The sequence below is a fragment of the Pseudomonas sp. MWU16-30316 genome (assembly GCF_020515645.1).
Classification (GTDB): domain Bacteria; phylum Pseudomonadota; class Gammaproteobacteria; order Pseudomonadales; family Pseudomonadaceae; genus Aquipseudomonas; species Aquipseudomonas cerasi.
Window position 1 is genome coordinate 174,586 of sequence record NZ_JAIZAZ010000002.1, and the last position, 17,681, is coordinate 192,266.

Here is a 17,681-nt window from a genome sequence, read left to right on the forward strand (position 1 = left end):
CCTGACCCGCGCACCCCGCCTGCGCAGTGCGCGGACGTCCTGCACAAACCAAGTGCTCTGATTCGGACCATTTGATCTGTTTTATTCGTCTCGATGGCGTCAGGTCGTTGTTCCGTAGCGTTTTTCCTGTACTGGCATGGATGCTGCTAATGCCTGCGTGTGCGGTCCTCATCGGCCATTACCCTCAGGAAAACGTCTATGTACAAGAAACTGTTGCCCGGGACATTGTGTGCGGCCGTAGCGTTGGGAGCGGTCGGCCTCGCTCAGGCTGAAGGATTGACCCTCGAAGGGAAGCCGAAAATCGCCATGGTGTATATCAGCCCGCGCAATGATGGCGGCTGGACTCAGGCCTTCGACGAAGCACGTGTGAAGCTTGAAAAGGATCTGGACACCAAGATCCAGTACGTCGAGAGCGTGCCCGAGAACGCCGCGGCCATTACGCCGGTGGTCGACCGCCTCATCGCACGCGGTGCCAACATCATCGTCGGCACTGCGTTCGGCTACTCCGACACCTTTCTTGCACTGGCCAAAAAATACCCGAAAGTCGCGTTCCTGAATGGCTCGGGCACCACCAATGCGCCCAACCTCGAATCGTTTTACGGGCGTACCTACGAGAGCCAGTACCTGTGCGGTATGGCCGCTGGTGCGGCCTCGAAGACCGGCAAGCTGGGCTTCGTCGCCGCTAACCCGTTCGGCCAGGTCAACTGGACCATCAACGCCTATGAACTGGGCGCCCGGCAAATCAATCCGAAGGCCACCGTCAACGTGGTCTATACCGGTGCATGGAACGATCCGGTCAAGGAGCGCGCGGCCACCATGGCGCTGATCGACAACGGTGCCGATGTGGTCGGTCAGCACGTCGACAGCCCGACACCGCAGATCGTCGCACAGGAGCGGGGCATTCATGGCACCGGCCACCATCGTGACCTGAGCGAGTTCGCTCCCAAGGCGACGGTCTGCTCTTCGCTGTGGGTCTGGGATCGCTTCCTCGGGCCGGAGCTGAAGAAAATCATTGCCGGCAACTGGACGCCGCCCGCCAACGGCGCGCTGCTGTCGATGCAGCAGGGCGGTACCGATATCAAGCTGACTGCGGACACGATCATTTCCGATGCAGACCGCAAGAAGATCGAGGCCGAGCGCGCCGAGCTGCTGGCCGGCAGGAAAATCATCTACAGCGGTCCGCTGGCCGATCGTGACGGTAAGGAGCGAGTGGCGGCCGGTCAGCAATTGTCTGACCCGGACCTGTGGAAAATGGACTGGTTCGTCGAAGGCGTGAAGACTCAGCAATGAGTCAGGTCAATGCGCTGCAACTCACCGGCATCAGCAAATCGTTCGATGGCTTCAAGGCGCTGATCGATGCCGACTTCACCGCCTGTTGGGGGGAAGTGCATGCGCTGCTGGGCGAAAACGGTGCAGGCAAGTCCTCACTGATGAACATCGCCGCCGGGCTGTACGCACCGGAAACCGGCACCCTGCTGCTGGACGACAACCCGGTTCAGCTTCAGGGGCCGAGGGACGCCAGCCGTTACCGGATCGGCATGGTCCACCAGCACTTCAAGCTGGTGAAACCGTTCACGGTGGCGCAGAACATTCTCCTGGCGCTGCCCGAGCAACCTGGCGAAGGCAGCTATCGCAAGCGTCTGCGTGCGCTGGAACAGGAGATTGTCGGCAAGGCCGAGGCGCTGGGTTTTGCGATTGATCCGGCGCGTACCGTCGACAGCCTGTCAGTCGCCGAGCAGCAGCGTGTCGAGATCCTCAAGGTGCTGCTGGCCGGTGCGCGGATTCTGATCCTCGATGAACCGACAGCAGTGCTGACCGATCAGGAGGCCGAGCGTCTGCTGCTGACCGTTCAGGCATTCGCCCGACAAGGCGCGGCGGTGGTTCTGGTCACGCACAAGATGGCTGACGTCAAACGCTATGCCGACCGGGTAACCGTGATGCGTGGCGGGCGCACCGTGCAAACCCTTGACCCGCAGAAGGTGAGTGTCGAGCAACTGGTGCAGCTCACGGTAGGTGAATCGGTGCCGGTTGCCGAACATCAACCGTCGACACCCGGCGAGGTGCGTTTGCAGGTCAAGGACTTGCGCAGCGTCGGCAGCAGTACGCTCAACGGTGTCAACCTGAGCCTGCACGCCGGGCAGATTTACGGCATCGCAGGCGTGGGCGGCAATGGTCAGGCTGAACTGGCCAACGCCCTGATGGGGCTTCCGCAAGCCACTGAGGGTGAAATTCACGTGGCCGGGTTTGGCGATCTGCGCGGCGCGTCGGCCGATCAGCGTCGGCAGTTGCGCATTGCCTCGATCCCGGCCGACCGCTACGGCGCGGCGCTGGCCGGGTCGCTGTCGGTGGCCGAGAACTTTGCCATCGGCAACCTCCACAGCGGGCAATACGGCTCTTTCTGGCGCCTGGGCTACAAGCGTCTGAAACAGGATGCGCAGCGCGCCGTGGCGGACTTCGACGTACAGGGCGTGCGCTCTCTCGATCAGAAAGCTGCGTTGTTGTCGGGAGGTAACGCCCAGAAACTGGTGATCGCCCGCGAATTCAGCCGCGACCCGCAATTGGTGCTGGTGCACAGCCCGAGCCGGGGCCTGGATGTGCGTGCCACACAGGCGGTGCATGCCCGCTTGCGAGCGGCTCGGGACGCGGGCGCTGCGGTGCTGGTGATCAGCGAGGATCTGGACGAAGTATTGGCCCTGGCTGACCGTGTCGGCGTGATGAACGGCGGGCGCATCGTCGCCGAGTTCGCGCACCCTGCCGACCGGCAAGCCATCGGCAAAGCGATGGTGAGCCATGACTGAATTAGTACATCCGATGAAATCCGTACGGCAACCGTTGCTGGCGCGGCGCTACACCCTGGAACTTCGTCAGCAGACCGGCTGGCTATTGCAGGCGCTGATCATTGCCCTGGCATTGCTGATCGGGCTGGCGATCTGCACCACCATTCTGATTCTTGCTGGCGTGCCTGCTGACGAGTTGCTCAACGAATTCGTCGTGCAGACGGTGTTCGATGGGCAAAACTTCAAGGCAGTGCTGTTTCAGGCATCGCCGATGATCATGGTCGGGCTCGCCGGGTGCATGGCGTTTCGAGCACGTTTCTGGAACCTGGGGCTGGAAGGCCAGATGATCTGGGGGGCGATTGGCGCTACGGCGATCTCGCTGTTTCAGGTGGGGCCGGAGGCCTTGCGTTTGTCGCTGATGATGGCGGCAGCCGTTATCTGCGGATTGCTGTGGAGCCTGGGCCCGGTGCTGCTGAAGCTCAAGTGGCAGGTCAACGAAATCATCTCGACGCTGATGCTCAATTACATCGCCGCCAATTTCCTCCTGCACCTGGTGTACGGCAGTTGGAAGGACCCGCGAGACAACTTTCCCTATTCCCCCGCGTTCCAGAGCTTCGAGCGGCTGCCCGACCTGTTTGCCGGGTATAACGCGGCGATCCCTCTGGCGCTGCTGGTCACCGGTCTGACCCTGTGGTTCGTTGGTGTTTCGCGAGCGGGGTTGTACCTGCGCTTCGTCGATGCCAACCCCAAGGTCGCCGGGGCCGTGGGCGTCCCGGTGCGCAAGATGATCATCGGCACCGTGCTTCTGTCGGGCGCGCTGGCGGGGCTCGCAGGTTTTGTCGTGACCTCGGGGCAGGAGGGGCGCCTTACCCAGTCGTTCTATCAGGGCTACGGGTTTTCCGGGATTCTCATCGCTTTTCTGGCCCGCAACAATCCAGTGGCCGCAACCGTGGTCGCGCTGCTGATCGCCATGCTGTTCGTCGCCGGACGCAATCTGCAGGTGTTCTATCAGATTCCGTTTTCGATGGTGCAACTGATCCAGGCGATTCTGGTGATCTGCGTCGCGTCCTCGGACTTTTTCATCCGCCATCGCCTGCGGCGCATTCAGGCAGGAGAACGTTGATGGAGCTTATTTCCCACTGGCTGGGCAGCGCACCGGATTTTGCCGTGCCGTTCGCCCTGGCAGCGCTGGGCCTGATCCTCATCGAGCGCAGCGGCGTACTGGCGCTGGGCGTCGAAGGGCTGATGCTGGTCGGCGCACTGGCGGGCATCGGCATGCAGTTGAGCCTCGGCTCGCCTGGCCTTTCGCTGCTGGCGTCGATGGCGGCGGCAGGTCTGGTGTCGTTGCTGTTCGCGCTGATGGTGCTGGTGCTGCGGATCAATCAGGTGATCGCCGGGCTGGCGCTGGTGTTCTTTTGTCAGGGCTTGACCGGGTTGCTGGGCACGCTGCTGGGCTGGACCAACCGCCCGGTCAGCGGCTTGCAGGCGGTCGAACTGTGGCCGTTGTCCGAGCTGCCTGTGGTGGGCCGGGTCTTTGTGCAGAACCCGTTGGTGTACCTGACCGTGGTGATTTTCATCGCGGTGGTCTGGCTGCTGGATCGTACGCGCACCGGGCTGCGTCTGCGCGCGGTCGGCGAGAACCCGCAGGCCGCCGATGCCGCAGGTATTTCCGTACTTGGTTACCGCTTGGCAGCGATTTTCGTTGGTTCTGCGTTGATGGGGCTGGCCGGCGGTTTCATTGCCGTGCTCAGCACCAAGATGTGGATCGCCGACATGACTGGCGGGCGCGGCTGGATTGCGGTTTCGCTGGTGATATTTGCACGCTGGTCGCCCTGGCGTGCGCTGGCTGGCGCCTTGCTGTTCGGCGGGATCGAGGCACTGATTCCGCAATTGGCGGCAACCGGCGTGCGCCTGCCTCAGTATTTCGTCCTGATGACGCCCTACGCGGTCACCCTGTTGGTCATGGTCTGGGTGGCGAGCGGCAAGCGGCAATCGAGCAGCCAGCCCGGTGCGCTGGGTGAACCTTACATTCGCGAGGAGCGTCGCTGAGCGATGCGCGCAGAAGCCCGCAAGACGGGCGGTTCAGCACGGGTTAAGGAATTTTTGATAGCGGGTATGCTCTAATCCGGTTACCAGCGTTCGTCAAAACCAGGAGCTCCTGAATGTTTACCTCGCGTCGTTTGATCATTGTTGCCACCGCCGTAGCCATGCTTTCCGGCTGTGCAACATCCAATCCCTATGACAATCAAGGCCAGGCGCAAAGCTCCGGTGGTATGAGCAAAACGGCCAAGTACGGCGGGCTCGGCGCATTGGCGGGTGCGGTCGCTGGCGCGGCCATCGATCACAATCATCGCGGCAAGGGTGCCCTGATCGGCGCTGCAGTGGCGGGTGCCGCATCGGCGGGTTACGGCTATTACGCAGACAAGCAGGAAGCTGCGTTGCGCGAGAGCATGGCCAATACTGGTGTCGAGGTACAGCGTCAGGGTGACCAGATCAAACTGATCATGCCGGGTAACATCACCTTCGCGACGGACTCTTCGGCCATTGCCAGCAGCTTCTATTCGCCGCTCAACAACCTGGCCAGTTCGCTCAAGCAGTTCAACCAGAACAACATTGAAATCGTCGGGTACACCGACAGCACCGGCAGCCGCCAGCACAACATGGACCTGTCGCAACAGCGTGCCCAGAGCGTCGCGACTTACCTGACTTCGCAAGGCGTCGATCAATCGCACCTGTCAGTGCGCGGTGCAGGGCCTGACCAACCGATTGCCAGCAACGCCGACGTCAACGGTCGCGCCCAGAACCGCCGTGTCGAGGTAAACCTCAAGCCGATTCCGGGTCAGCAGTACTGATCAATGCCGCTCCGCTCGCAGGCTGGTTGACGGCGGGGCAAAGAAGTGGGAGCTAACCTGCTCGCGAAGGTGATGGCCTCTTCGCGAGCAAGCTCGCTCCCACGAGTCACTATCCATGCTGCGCCGGATACTGCTCATGCAGGCTGTCCAGCAGCAGGTCTTTCTCTTCCCAGAGCATATTGATCCACTGCTGGAATTCCAGGCGGTATTCGCCGTCCTGGTCGTAATTTTTGCCGAGAAACTGCTGCGGGATTTTGATCTCTTCGAAGTGCGCAACCACTTCCCTCACGTTACCGCACAGCAGGTCCCAGTAGCCGGGTTGTCCGCCAGGGTAATGGATGGTCACGTTGATGATCGACTCCAGCTGTTCGCCCATCGCATCCAGCACGAAAGCAATGCCGCCGGCCTTGGGCTTGAGCAGGTGGCGGAACGGCGAGTTCTGTTGCGCGTGTTTGCCGGCCGTGAAGCGCGTGCCTTCGGCGAAGTTGAAAATCCCCACCGGGTTATGGCGAAACTTCGCGCAGGTGCGGCGGGTGGTTTCCAGGTCCTTGCCTTTCTTTTCCGGGTGTTTGGCAAGGTACGCCTTGGAGTAGCGCTTCATGAATGGAAAGCCCAGTGCCCACCACGCCAGACCGATCACCGGAACCCAGATCAGCTCCTGCTTGAGGAAAAACTTCAATGGGCGAATACGCCGGTTGAGCACGTACTGCAAGACCATGATGTCGACCCAGCTCTGGTGATTGCTGGTGACCAGATACGAGTGCTTGTAATCCAGCCCTTCCAGACCGCTCAGGTGCCAGCGGGTGTGGCACAGCAGTTTGATCCAGGCATTGTTGTTGCCGATCCAGGTTTCATGGATGTGGCTCATCAACCAGTCGGTGAAACGCTGTGCCGCAGAGAAGGGCAGGCAGATCTTGAGGATCGTGACCGCGAACAGCACCGTGCAGCAGACGATGGTGTTCAGCGCCAGCAACAGCGAGGCAATGACGCCGCGTAACGGGGCAGGCAGGAAATCCATGAAGGAGATGGCTCCGCAAGTTATCGGAAGCCGCAGACTGCTCTGCGGCACTCGTGTCAGGTATCAGGACAGCGTGTCGGCCTGTATGGCTGTCAGCGCGATGGTGTAGACAATGTCGTCGACCTGCGCGCCGCGCGGCAGATCGTTTACCGGTTTGCGCAGGCCTTGCAGCATCGGGCCGAGGCTCACACAGTCGGCACTGCGTTGCACCGCCTTGTACGTGGTATTGCCGGTGTTCAGGTCCGGGAACACGAACACGTTGGCGCGTCCTGCGACCGCGCTGTCCGGAGCCAGCTGTCGGGCGACCTGTTCGTTGGCGGCCGCATCATACTGCAGCGGCCCGTCGATCAATAGATCGCGGCGGGTTTCGCGTGCCAGTTGCGTCGCTTCGCGGACCTTCTCGACCTCTTCGCCGCTGGCCGAGTTGCCGCTGGAATAACTGATCATCGCCACGCGCGGCGAGATGCCGAACGCAGTGGCCGAATCGGCGCTCTGCAAGGCAATCTCGGACAGCTCGCTGGCGCTCGGATGCGGGTTCATGATGCAGTCGCCGTACATCAGCACCTGCTCGGGAAAGAGCATGAAGAATACTGAAGACACCAGCGTGCAGCCTGGCGCGGTCTTGATCAGTTGCAGGGCTGGCCGGATGGTGTTGGCGGTGGAGTGAATGACGCCGGACACCAGCCCGTCTACCTCGTCCAGCGCCAGCATCACCGTACCGATCACCACCGGGTCTTCGAGCTGTTGCTCGGCCATGGGGGCATTCAGGCTTTTGCTTTTGCGCAGTTCCACCATCGGCGCAACATAGCGTTCGCGAATCAGGTCCGGATCAAGAATTTCCAGCCCCTGCGGCAGCTCGATGCCGTGCGCCTGCGCAACGGCGTGCACTTCCTCGGGTCTGGCCAGCAACACGCAACGCGCGATACCGCGCGCCTGGCAGATGGCGGCGGCCTGGATGGTCAGCGGCTCGTTGCCTTCAGGCAGTACGATGCGCTTGTTGGCCGCCTGCGCGCGCTGGATCAACTGATAGCGAAACACCGCGGGCGACAGGCGCAGCTCGCGGGGCGTGCCGCAGCGCTGGTGCAGCCAGTTGGCGTCCAGATGACTGGCAACGAAATCGGTGATGTTTTCCGCGCGCTCGCGGTCATCGATGGGGATTTCCTTGTTCAACTGATTCAGGCGATTGGCCGTGTCATACGAGCCGCTGCTGACCGACAGCACCGGCAGCCCCGCCTGCAGCGCGCCGCGACACAGCTCCATGATGCGTGGGTCGGGCACGGTATCGCTGGTCAACAGGAGGCCGGCCAGCGGTACGCCGTTTATGGCTGCAAGGCTCACCGCCAGGATGATGTCGTCGCGGTCACCCGGCGTCACCACCAGCACACCCGGCTTGAGCAACGGAACCGTGTTGAGCACGGTACGGGCACAAATGATGATTCTGGTCATGCGGCGCTGATCGTAGTCGCCTGCGTTCAGCACCTGCGCGCCGAGCAGCTCGGCCACATCGCGGGTACGCGGTGCGTTGAGTTCGGCGCGATACGGAATGCAGCCCAGCAGGCGAAAGTCGCCACTGCGCAGCAACGGCGAGTGCTCTTTCAGGCGCGAGGCGAAGACTTCCATGCTCTCTTCGGTGCGCACCTTGTTGAGTATCACCCCCAGCACCTTGGGGTCCTTGGGGCCGCCAAACAGCTGGGCCTGCAATTCGACCCTGCCCGACAGATCGGCGAGCACTTCATTTTCCGGGGCGGAGACCAGAATGACTTCGGCATCCAGGCTCTTGGCCAAATGCAGATTGACCCGCGCGGCATAGCTCGCGCTGCGGGTCGGGACCATGCCTTCGACCACCAGCACATCCTTGCCGACCGCTGCCTGTTGATAAAGATTGATGATCTCTTCGAGCAGTTCATCCAGTTGACCATCACCGAGCATGCGTTCGACATGCGCCAGCCCCAAAGGCTTGGGCGGCTTGAGGCCGTGGGTGCGAGCCATCAGTTCGGTCGAGCGCTCGGGGCCCAGATCGCCGGGGTGTGGCTGAGCGATCGGTTTGAAAAAGCCTACTTTCAAGCCGGCGCGCTCCAGCGTGCGCACCAGTCCCAGGCTGATGGAGGTCAACCCCACGCCAAAGTCAGTGGGGGCGATAAAAAAAGTCTGCATACTGGCTTCTCGATTGAGCAGTGCAAGGGGTCGCAGCACATAGGGAAGCGCTGCCGACCGAAAAAGTCCGGAAACCGTCTAACGCGATTTCTCTGCGGCAAGACTATCGTTATCTGCGGCGTTCGCACACCAGCCGCAACGAAAGGCTTTACCGGTCATCTGTTGACGCTGTGCAGGGTCGAGTACCCAAGGGCGTGACTGCCACGGAGGATCATGACGCAAGTGCTGGGTGTGGCCGCACGACAGCAGCGCGAACCAGTGCCCGTGCTCGTCCTGTCTCAGATCGATAACGATTGAACCTTTCAAAGCGGGCCGTCCGTCAGAGTTGCGTTCGCTTTCGGGCGATTGCTTGGTTAAACTTGCCCGTTCTTCAATCTTAAGCAAAAGGTCTTGTCCCCATGCCGATCGCCGCCAATAAGGCTGTCTCCATTGACTATACCCTGACCAACGACGCTGGTGAGGTCATCGACAGTTCTACCGGTGGTGCGCCGCTGGTTTACCTGCACGGTGCAGGCAACATCATCCCGGGCCTGGAAAAGGCACTGGAAGGCAAGGAAGTAGGCGACCAGCTGAACGTTGCCGTCGAGCCCGAAGACGCCTACGGTGAGTACTCGGCCGAACTGGTCAGCACCCTGAGCAGCAGCATGTTCGAAGGCGTCGACAAGCTCGAAGTCGGCATGCAGTTTCACGCATCCGGCCCGGATGGCGGCATGCAGATCGTGACTATCCGTGATCTGGAAGGCGACGATGTCACCGTTGACGGCAACCATCCGCTCGCGGGTCAGCGTCTGAACTTCGACGTGAAGGTTGTGGCTATCCGTGATGCCAGTGAAGAAGAAATGGCGCACGGCCATGTTCATGGTGAAGGCGGCCATCAACACTGATTTGTGCTGCTAAGCTCAGGCACTGAAAAGGCGCCCTGGCTGTTCTGCGATGACGACTTTCGTTACGCGTGCGGTCACGGTGCCTTTTTTCGGGTTGTAGCCTGGGGCGACTTGTTTCAAAAGGGGTTCTCATGAGTGCTTTTCACGACATCAAATTGAAAGCGCTGGGTGGCCAGGAACTGCCGCTGGCGAATTTCAGGAACAAAGTGGTTCTGGTGGTCAACGTCGCGTCCAAATGCGGGCTGACACCGCAGTACGCGGCACTTGAAAACCTCTATCAGCAGTACAAGGACCAAGGCCTGGAGATACTGGGTCTGCCGTGCAACCAGTTTGCCGGGCAGGAACCAGGTACCGAGCAAGAGATCGCCGAGTTTTGCCAGCTCAACTATGGCGTGACGTTTACGCTGGGTGAAAAACTCGACGTCAACGGCCCTGATCGTCACTCGCTTTACCGTTTGCTGGCGGGCGAGGGTGCCGAGTTTCCCGGGGATATCACCTGGAACTTCGAAAAGTTTCTGGTCGGCAAGAACGGTGGTGTCAGCGCACGTTTTTCTCCGCGTACCACTCCGGATGATCCTGCCGTGATCCAGGCCATTGAAAAGGCCCTGGCGCAAGGCTGATCGTATAGCCGGGGTAGCATTTCGCATTCGCCCGGCTTTCTTGCGCGCTCGTCGCTTCTGAACTCAAATCAGCCAGATCAATAGTACTGGGCCACCGCAGACGCCCGGCGATACTCTGCGCGCCTGATGACAATCGACCATTTCACAGGAGTTGCGCATGTCGGCAGAAGCCTTGTTCACGCCTTTCCGTCTGGGCAGCCTGGAGCTGTCATCGCGTGTGGTCATGGCCCCCATGACCCGTTCGTTTTCGCCAGGGCACGTGCCCAACTCGAAGGTCGTCGAGTACTACCGGCGGCGCGCGGCGGCAGGTGTCGGGCTGATTATCACCGAAGGTACGACGGTCGATCACAAGGCATCCAACGGTTATCCGAATGTCCCGCAATTTTTCGGTGACGCGCCACTGGCCGGCTGGCGCAAGGTGGTCGAGGCAGTACATGCGGAGGGCGGCAGCATCGTTCCGCAACTCTGGCACGTCGGCGCAGTTCGCCGTCCTGGCACCGAGCCGGATGGCAGCGTGCCTGCCTACGGGCCGATGGAGAAGGTCAAGGACGGTCAGGTGCTGGTGCATGGCATGAGCAAGCAGGACATCGACGAAGTCGTGGCGGCCTTCGCCCAGGCTGCCGCCGATGCCAAGGCAATTGGCATGGACGGTGTCGAAATTCATGGGGCTCACGGTTACCTGGTCGATCAGTTCTTCTGGGAAGGCAGCAATCAGCGCAGCGACGAGTACGGCGGCAGCCTCGCCAACCGCTCACGTTTTGCCCTCGAACTGATCAAGGCCGTGCGCGCCGCAGTGGGCCCGGACTACCCGATCATCTTCCGTTTCTCACAATGGAAGCAGCAGGATTACGCCGCGCGTCTGGTGCAAACGCCCGAGGCGCTGGGCGAGTTTCTGCAGCCTCTGGCCGACGCTGGTGTGGATATCTTTCATTGCTCTACCCGGCGTTTCTGGGAGCCTGAGTTCGAAGGCTCCGACCTGAACCTGGCGGGCTGGACGCGCAAGCTGACCGGCAAACCGACCATTACTGTCGGCAGCGTCGGACTGGACGGCGAGTTCCTGCAGTTCATGGTCAACACCGACAAGGTCGCTCAGCCGGCCAGCCTGGAAAATCTGCTGAAGCGGCTGGGCAACGACGAGTTCGATTTGGTGGCGGTGGGACGTGCGCTGCTGGTCGATCCGGATTGGGCATTGAAAGTGCGCGAGGGCCGCGAGCAGGACATCCTGCCTTTCAGTCGAGACGCACTGATGACACTGGTCTGATCTTCTTGCTGGCTACCGGCCTGATCTCTTTGGCATTTACAGGTTTTTCGCCCGGGCAGGCCTCACGCAATTGCCGTTCGAACTGATCGATTATCGCCGTCCAGCCCTGGCGACTGGCGTGTTGACGAGCATTGAGGCGCACCCGGCGCAATGTTTCGCTGTCTTCCAGCAACCAGCGCGCCGCGTCGATGAATGCCGCCTCGTCACCCGGCATGGCCAACGCACCGTTGTGGCCATGGCGGATGTGCTGCCCGGCTGCGGCTTCATCGTAGGCGACCACGCCGAGGCCTGAGGCCAGCGCTTCAAGGACCACGTTGCCGAACGTTTCGGTCAGGCTGGGGAACAGAAACATATCTGCCGAGGCATAGTGCATGGCCAGCACTTCACCGCGCTGAGTGCCGCAGAAGATCGCATCCGGGATCTGCTCCTCAAGCTGCTGGCGCTGCGGACCATCGCCGACAACAATCAGTTTGATATTACGTTGCGGGTAACTGTTCTTTAGGGTTTCGAAGCTGGCTTTGAGCAAGCCCAGGTTTTTCTCGGGTGCCAGGCGGCCGACGTGTATGACGCCGATATCACCTGCTTGCAGGCCCCAGCTTTCGCGCAGAGCCTGCGAACGCCTGGACGGGTTGAACATCTGGCTGTCGACACCACGAGACAACAACTCGATCCTTTCAAAGCCGCGCCGCTCCAGTTCCACCTTCTGGCTGATGCTCGGCACCAGCGTCATGCGCGAGCGGTTGTGGAACCAGCGTAGGTAGTGGGTCAGCAGCCGAGTGATAAACCCCATGCCGTATTGCTGCGTGTACTGTGGAAAATTGGTGTGAAAGCCGCTGATCACCGCTATTCCCAAGCGCCGAGCTGCCCGTAGCGCCGACAAACCCAGCGGGCCTTCAGTGGCGATGTACAACACATCCGGTCGACGCCGTTGCCAGCGGCGCAACAGCTTGTGCATAGAAGACTGACCCCACTGCAACCCCGGGTAACCCGGTATCGGCCAGCCCCGGCAGAGCAGCAGGTCCTCCGCAGCGCCCGCGCCGATCTCGTCGTTCTGACGTGGCCGCACCAGCTCGACCCGGTGCCCGCGCAACCGCAACCCTTCACAAAGACGCCCCAGGGTATTGGCAACGCCGTTGATCTCGGGAGTGAAGGTTTCAGTAATCAGGGTGACATTAAGAATTTGGCTCATGGGAGCAGTTTCGGCGGGTTACATTTCGGTTATGTGGCGGTTGTGTGAACTTCAAGTGGCTTCACATCAACCGCCCCGATTCATCTCACTCGGCGATTTTTAGGGTCGGCGATTCGCTCCATGGCTGCAGGTTTTGGCAGAAATCCGTTGTCGTCGACCACAGATCTGAGCTGCTCAAGGCTCATGTTTTCCATAAAAAAGGTCGAGCGGGGCTGGATATGTTTGCCCAGAGTGGCAGGTTCGGTCGCTGTAAGGTCTTCGACCCTCTGGCTCAATATCTGAGCAAACCTACCTGATCGCGATTGCGGGAGTGTTTCGAGACCTGCAGGTCGGTTGGTATTGATGGGTTTGACTGTTGCGGTATTTACGATGTTTTCCATTACTCTATGCTCCTGTTGTCTAGACGCAACAGAGCAAGCGTAATGCCAATATTGATAAATTAGTTTGGTCCTACACGCTTGAACCGAGTGGGCAGGGTGTTAATTTTTTTTACCTACAGAGACGGCCTACATGAAATTTTTTGAAACGTTGGTAATGTTTGTTCTTTAGCGGCAACCGCTTGCCGACTGTCAGGTAGACGAGTTTGGTAATGGTTGTAAGGCTTGAGGCTTTTGTTTGTAGGAAGCTTCTTTGTAGCTATATTTTTTTGCAGGGTTTTGATTCGTCTGATAGCATCCGCTCTCTTTTCAAAGGGATATGAAATGTCAGATTTAATGTATGCGCCACCGAAAGCCGGCCTGGAAAAAGATGAAACGGACAGTAGAGGTCCGGAATTTTATGTCGTGTCTCTAAAGAAATTCTTCATTCTGTATCTTTTGACATCGGGCTTTTTCGCGATTTACTGGTTTTATCGAAACTGGTCGCTGAACAAGAAATTTTCAGGCAGTAAGGTGTGGCCCGTTGCGCGTGTGATCTTCGCCGTTATTTACGCCTTTCCACTATTTCGCACTGTGGACAAAAGTCTGCGGCGACAGGGGCGTGGTCACATGGCGTACTGGGCGATTAGCGGCTTGGTGTTGCTGGCGTTGACTATTGTGGGGATGGTGCTTTCGCAAGGTGTTTCCGGGCATATGCAATTCAAACCGGTCGGCGGCTGGCTGGTATGGGCCGTTCTGCTGGCCACTGCGCAAACATTTAATTTAATGCTGGTGCAGTCGAAGATGAATGCTGCGGCGCTTGATCCAGATGGAAGTACCAACTCAAGATTGACATGGGCCAATGGCATATGGATTCTTGCCGGGTGTGTAATCTGGTTGATGAGTATACCGACCTACCTCTCTGCGTCTGCTGCAGGGTAGATGCTATTGATGCCAATGGAAGTGCCGAACAGATCATCCATTATCTATTCGGCACTTTTTCAGGCTTTGTTGTCACTCGGCCATTCAATCAGAGCATTCAGCCCAGGTCACTGACCAGTTGGCCGATCACTTCACCCACCTTGGCCAGGTCCGGAGCAGCCAGGCGATGTTCATCAGCATACGAATACGCCACGCTGAACAGGCCTGCGGTGCGAGTAGAGTAAGACGGAGCGTCTTTCTCGAAAACACGGTTGGCTGCCTCTGCAGTCAGGGAGCTGGAACTGATGACCAAACGTTCTTCCGGGTTATTTACACCGTTGATGTATACGTCGTCCGGATTGATCGACCATTCGGCCAGTTCACTGACCAGAAAGGCGCGGATCTTTTCCTGAACGGTTGCGTTGTCGGTGGTCAGTGCAGCAGGATTTACTTGAGCATTCATGATTTAACTTCCTTGTTAAGTTCATGTGTCGCTGAGTTTCATGGAAGCTGGCTTCACATGAACGGATTGATTGAGGCCCCATTTAGCCTTGGTTGGCGGGGTGAGTTGCGGTGCATATTTATATGCGTGTGATTTTTCTTCGGGTGTGCCGAACCGCATGGCGCGGCCCGGCAGGTCGGCATTCAGCCTCGTGCGTGGGTCACCGGCAACGCATCCGCGCCGCGCTCGCGCACCCAGAACAGCGTTGCACCGGCCACTGCCGCGGGCATCATCAGCAGGTTGACCACCGGGATCAGCAAGGCGACGTAGACAATGCCGCCGAAGCTCAGGCTTTGCCAGCGCTTGCTTTTCAGCCAGCCGAGCATTTCGTTCCAGCCCAGCTTGTGGTTGTCGGCGGGGTAGTCGATGTACTGGATCGCCATCATCCACACCCCGAACAACAGCCACAGCGGGGCGGCGATGATGTTGGCGACCGGGATGAACGACAGGATGAACAGGCCGAGCATGCGTGGCAGCATGTAGCCCAGCTTGCGTGCTTCGCGGGCCAGGGTGCGGGGCACCATGGCAACCAGTTCGGCCCAGCTGAAATCGGGCGATTCGTCTACGCCACGAACCACGGCTTCGACCTTTTCGGACAGAAACCCGTTGAACGGTGCGGCAATGATGTTGGCGACCATGGTGAAAGTGAAAAACACCATCAGCAGCACCAGCGCCACGAACAGTGGCCAGAGGATATAACTGAGAAAGCTCAGCCAGTGGGGCAGGGTCGGCATGAAGGTGTCGACCCACAGCTCGAACTGGTGCACCGCCAGATAGATCAGGCCGCAGAACAACACCACGTTGATGCTCAATGGCAGTAGAACGAACAAGCGCAAGCCAGGGCTGAGGACCAGTTTCAGGCCCTCTCTCAGGTATTGCGGGCCGGTAAGGGCGGGAGCGGGCATGGGAGTCTCCGAGTGCTTGAAAGGCGTGACCTTACCGGCTTTGTGATGGCCATGAAAGAGCGGAGCGCCGACGGTTTTTGAGCATGTCAGACTTGTGGCGTATCCTTCGACGAAGAATATCCGGATGGCGCCGCTTTCAAGCGCCCGCGCTATAGAAGTGACCTATAGGGTGGATTGTGAAACGATATTTCCTTAACCTCTGCGGCCCCGATAGGCTGTTCGGCAATCTAGGACCTGTCCTTCAGGTCAGAATTTTCAGGACCTGCCGAACCAAACGACGCTTCCCCAAGCGTTTCGGTGGTCCTTTTTATCCAGCCGTCCCGACCGCGGCGTAAACGGTCGGTCGATAGGAGTGTGTCATGTCAGACGTACGTCATTCCCGAGTGATCATTCTCGGTTCCGGCCCTGCCGGTTACAGCGCTGCGGTCTACGCCGCTCGCGCCAACCTCAAGCCTCTGCTGATCACTGGCATGCAGGCTGGCGGCCAATTGACCACGACTACAGAAGTTGATAACTGGCCAGGCGACCCGCACGGTCTGACCGGTCCTGCGCTGATGGAACGCATGCGCGAGCATGCCGAGCGTTTCGAGACTGAAATTGTCTTCGACCACATCAATTCCGTTGACCTGGCTGGCAAGCCGTTCAGCCTGCAGGGCGATAGCGCAACCTACACCTGCGATGCTCTGATCATTGCCACCGGCGCCAGCGCCCGCTACCTGGGCCTGCCATCGGAAGAAGCGTTCATGGGCAAGGGTGTGTCTGCCTGCGCCACCTGCGATGGCTTCTTCTATCGCAACCGTGAAGTCGCAGTGGTGGGTGGTGGTAACACGGCGGTTGAAGAGGCGCTGTATCTGGCCAACATCGCCAGCAAGGTGACCCTGGTTCACCGTCGCGAAACCTTCCGTGCCGAGAAGATCCTGATCGACAAGCTGCACGCACGTGTCGCCGAGGGCAAGATCGAACTCAAGCTCAACGCCACACTGGACGAAGTTCTGGGTGACAACATGGGTGTGACCGGTGCGCGCCTGAAGAACAACGACGGCAGCAGCAGCGAGCTGAAAGTCGACGGTGTGTTCATCGCGATCGGCCACACACCAAACACCTCGTTGTTCGACGGTCAGCTGGCCTTGAAAGACGGTTACATGGTTGTGCAGGGTGGCCGTGAAGGCAACGCCACGGCGACCAGCGTCGAAGGCGTATTCGCTGCCGGCGACGTGGCTGACCACGTGTATCGCCAGGCCATTACCTCGGCCGGTGCCGGCTGCATGGCGGCACTGGACGTCGAGCGCTACCTGGACGGGCTGGCTGACGTATCGTTCTGATTTGCTCTCGTGCCCAAGCGCTCATCGCTATACACAAATCTTATGGGAGCGGAGCGATCCGCATTGCTCGCGAGGAGGTCAGCACATTCCCCAGAAACAGGGTGTTTGAACCGATGCCTTCGTGAGCAAGCTCACTCCCACAGTGGGCTGTACTCTGCCTCATGCTGTGTTTAACCCCGTTTTCCGGGTTTACCAGGACGCGTGTATAGCGTGGAGTGCCCAGGTATGGGCACTAGAACGATGTGATTTCAACCCAGCCGATCAAGCCTTGCGCTTGAGCGGCTCGCCTTCAAACTTCACACCCGCCAGACCATTCGCGATCAGCGCACGGATATTGCCGTGGTCGCTGCCTTCAGGTGTGGCTTGTACCGAGCGGTAATGCTCGCCGAACGCCAGCAGTGCCTCCTCGTCAGTCAAACCTTCCAGTAGCGCCAGGCCCAGCGTCTTGCACGACCCTTCGTTTTGCCCGGCAGCATTGTCGACGTCGCCGTTTCTGAAGGCCTGAGGCTGGTAGTCGTAGCCTTCGGCGATGAACGCCAGGGTGTCGGCAAACGCATGCTCGCCGCTGCGCAAGCGGGTGCGCAGGGAATTCAGATCAGTCATGTTGTTTGGTTTCCTTGACGAACGCCGCCTGTTGTTCGGCGTTCGCTTCTTTCTGATAGCGGGCTTTCCACTCGCTGTATGGCATGCCATAAACCACTTCGCGCGCATCATCGAGGCTGAGGTCGATGTGCTTTTCGTCAGCGGCGGCCTTGTACCACTTGGACAGGCAATTACGGCAAAAGCCGGACAGGTTCATCAGGTCGATGTTCTGGACATCCTTGCGGCTGTCCAGATGCGCGACCAGTCGGCGGAAGGCTGCGGCTTCGAGTTCGAGGCGTTCTTGCTCGGTCATGACGGGCTCTTTTCAGTGGACGGTT

Annotated in this window: 19 protein-coding genes; 10 read left to right on the plus strand and 9 right to left on the minus strand. The window is 59.6% G+C overall.

The window, feature by feature from the left end; genetic code table 11:
• Positions 1-198 precede the first annotated feature (198 nt).
• The 5 genes from LCH65_RS07550 (at position 199) to LCH65_RS07570 (ending at position 5,629) form a co-directional block, all read left to right on the plus strand.
• Complete coding sequence (locus tag LCH65_RS07550; RefSeq protein WP_003365515.1) at positions 199-1,290, plus strand: BMP family ABC transporter substrate-binding protein; 1,092 nt, start codon at positions 199-201, stop codon at positions 1,288-1,290.
• Positions 1,287-2,798 (plus strand): ABC transporter ATP-binding protein, encoded by a 1,512-nt coding sequence (locus tag LCH65_RS07555; protein WP_054080656.1) that lies wholly within the window; start codon positions 1,287-1,289, stop codon positions 2,796-2,798. Before LCH65_RS07550 ends, LCH65_RS07555 begins: the two co-directional genes overlap by 4 nt.
• Entirely contained in the window at positions 2,791-3,900 is a 1,110-nt protein-coding gene (locus tag LCH65_RS07560; protein WP_226439279.1) for an ABC transporter permease, read from the plus strand. The genes LCH65_RS07555 and LCH65_RS07560 overlap by 8 nt, the downstream gene beginning before the upstream one ends.
• Entirely contained in the window at positions 3,900-4,826 is a 927-nt protein-coding gene (locus LCH65_RS07565) for an ABC transporter permease (RefSeq protein ID WP_096136852.1), read from the plus strand. The genes LCH65_RS07560 and LCH65_RS07565 overlap by 1 nt, the downstream gene beginning before the upstream one ends.
• Positions 4,827-4,939: 113 nt before the next feature.
• Positions 4,940-5,629, plus strand: coding sequence for an OmpA family protein (locus tag LCH65_RS07570; protein ID WP_003433676.1), 690 nt, complete (start codon positions 4,940-4,942; stop codon positions 5,627-5,629).
• Between the two features lie 109 nt (positions 5,630-5,738).
• Here the strand turns inward: LCH65_RS07570 and LCH65_RS07575 are convergent, their stop codons facing one another.
• From LCH65_RS07575 to LCH65_RS07585, 3 genes are all read right to left on the minus strand, one after another.
• Positions 5,739-6,647, minus strand: a complete 909-nt coding sequence (locus tag LCH65_RS07575; protein WP_226439280.1) for an acyltransferase — start codon at positions 6,645-6,647, stop codon at positions 5,739-5,741.
• A gap of 63 nt (positions 6,648-6,710) precedes the next feature.
• The gene (pta, locus tag LCH65_RS07580; RefSeq protein ID WP_003408730.1) at positions 6,711-8,801 is read right to left on the minus strand and encodes a phosphate acetyltransferase; all 2,091 of its coding nucleotides are present in this window, start codon (positions 8,799-8,801) and stop codon (positions 6,711-6,713) included.
• A 78-nt stretch (positions 8,802-8,879) separates the two neighbouring features.
• Positions 8,880-9,185 (minus strand): DUF3565 domain-containing protein, encoded by a 306-nt coding sequence (locus LCH65_RS07585; protein ID WP_003365499.1) that lies wholly within the window; start codon positions 9,183-9,185, stop codon positions 8,880-8,882.
• 14 nt (positions 9,186-9,199) lie between these two features.
• Here LCH65_RS07585 and LCH65_RS07590 point away from each other — a divergent pair, with 14 nt between their 5' ends.
• The 3 genes from LCH65_RS07590 (at position 9,200) to LCH65_RS07600 (ending at position 11,566) form a co-directional block, all read left to right on the plus strand.
• Positions 9,200-9,685, plus strand: coding sequence for a peptidylprolyl isomerase (locus tag LCH65_RS07590; RefSeq protein ID WP_003365497.1), 486 nt, complete (start codon positions 9,200-9,202; stop codon positions 9,683-9,685).
• Positions 9,686-9,816: 131 nt separating this feature from the next.
• Positions 9,817-10,305, plus strand: coding sequence for a glutathione peroxidase (locus tag LCH65_RS07595; RefSeq protein WP_003365493.1), 489 nt, complete (start codon positions 9,817-9,819; stop codon positions 10,303-10,305).
• Between the two features lie 157 nt (positions 10,306-10,462).
• A complete protein-coding gene (locus LCH65_RS07600; RefSeq protein ID WP_044309923.1) occupies positions 10,463-11,566 on the plus strand; it encodes an NADH:flavin oxidoreductase in 1,104 nt (367 codons plus the stop codon).
• Here LCH65_RS07600 and LCH65_RS07605 read toward each other — a convergent pair.
• A complete protein-coding gene (locus LCH65_RS07605) occupies positions 11,535-12,755 on the minus strand; it encodes a glycosyltransferase family 1 protein (protein WP_096136849.1) in 1,221 nt (406 codons plus the stop codon). The two genes, LCH65_RS07600 and LCH65_RS07605, sit on opposite strands and share 32 nt — an antisense overlap.
• 80 nt (positions 12,756-12,835) lie before the next feature.
• Positions 12,836-13,135, minus strand: coding sequence for a hypothetical protein (locus LCH65_RS07610; RefSeq protein ID WP_096136848.1), 300 nt, complete (start codon positions 13,133-13,135; stop codon positions 12,836-12,838).
• 321 nt (positions 13,136-13,456) lie between these two features.
• Between LCH65_RS07610 and LCH65_RS07615 the strand changes: the two genes are divergently transcribed.
• Positions 13,457-14,053, plus strand: coding sequence for a hypothetical protein (locus tag LCH65_RS07615; protein WP_096136847.1), 597 nt, complete (start codon positions 13,457-13,459; stop codon positions 14,051-14,053).
• Positions 14,054-14,150: 97 nt separating this feature from the next.
• On the opposite strand, the gene LCH65_RS07620 is transcribed toward LCH65_RS07615, so the two are convergent.
• Positions 14,151-14,495, minus strand: coding sequence for a hypothetical protein (locus LCH65_RS07620; RefSeq protein WP_096136846.1), 345 nt, complete (start codon positions 14,493-14,495; stop codon positions 14,151-14,153).
• Positions 14,496-14,677: 182 nt separating this feature from the next.
• On the minus strand, positions 14,678-15,439 hold the full coding sequence (cysZ, locus tag LCH65_RS07625; protein ID WP_003433659.1) for a sulfate transporter CysZ: 762 nt from the start codon (positions 15,437-15,439) through the stop codon (positions 14,678-14,680).
• A gap of 359 nt (positions 15,440-15,798) precedes the next feature.
• On the opposite strand from cysZ, the gene trxB reads away from it, so the two are divergent.
• Positions 15,799-16,761, plus strand: a complete 963-nt coding sequence (trxB, locus tag LCH65_RS07630; RefSeq protein ID WP_003316986.1) for a thioredoxin-disulfide reductase — start codon at positions 15,799-15,801, stop codon at positions 16,759-16,761.
• A 261-nt stretch (positions 16,762-17,022) separates the two neighbouring features.
• Here trxB and LCH65_RS07635 read toward each other — a convergent pair whose 3' ends face one another.
• Both LCH65_RS07635 and LCH65_RS07640 read right to left on the minus strand, forming a co-directional pair.
• Positions 17,023-17,364 carry a HopJ type III effector protein gene (locus tag LCH65_RS07635; protein WP_003365480.1) on the minus strand — a complete coding sequence of 114 codons (342 nt, stop codon included), beginning with the start codon at positions 17,362-17,364 and terminating at the stop codon, positions 17,023-17,025.
• Positions 17,357-17,656, minus strand: a complete 300-nt coding sequence (locus tag LCH65_RS07640) for a DUF1244 domain-containing protein (RefSeq protein ID WP_003365478.1) — start codon at positions 17,654-17,656, stop codon at positions 17,357-17,359. The genes LCH65_RS07635 and LCH65_RS07640 overlap by 8 nt, the downstream gene beginning before the upstream one ends.
• Positions 17,657-17,681: the final 25 nt, after the last annotated feature.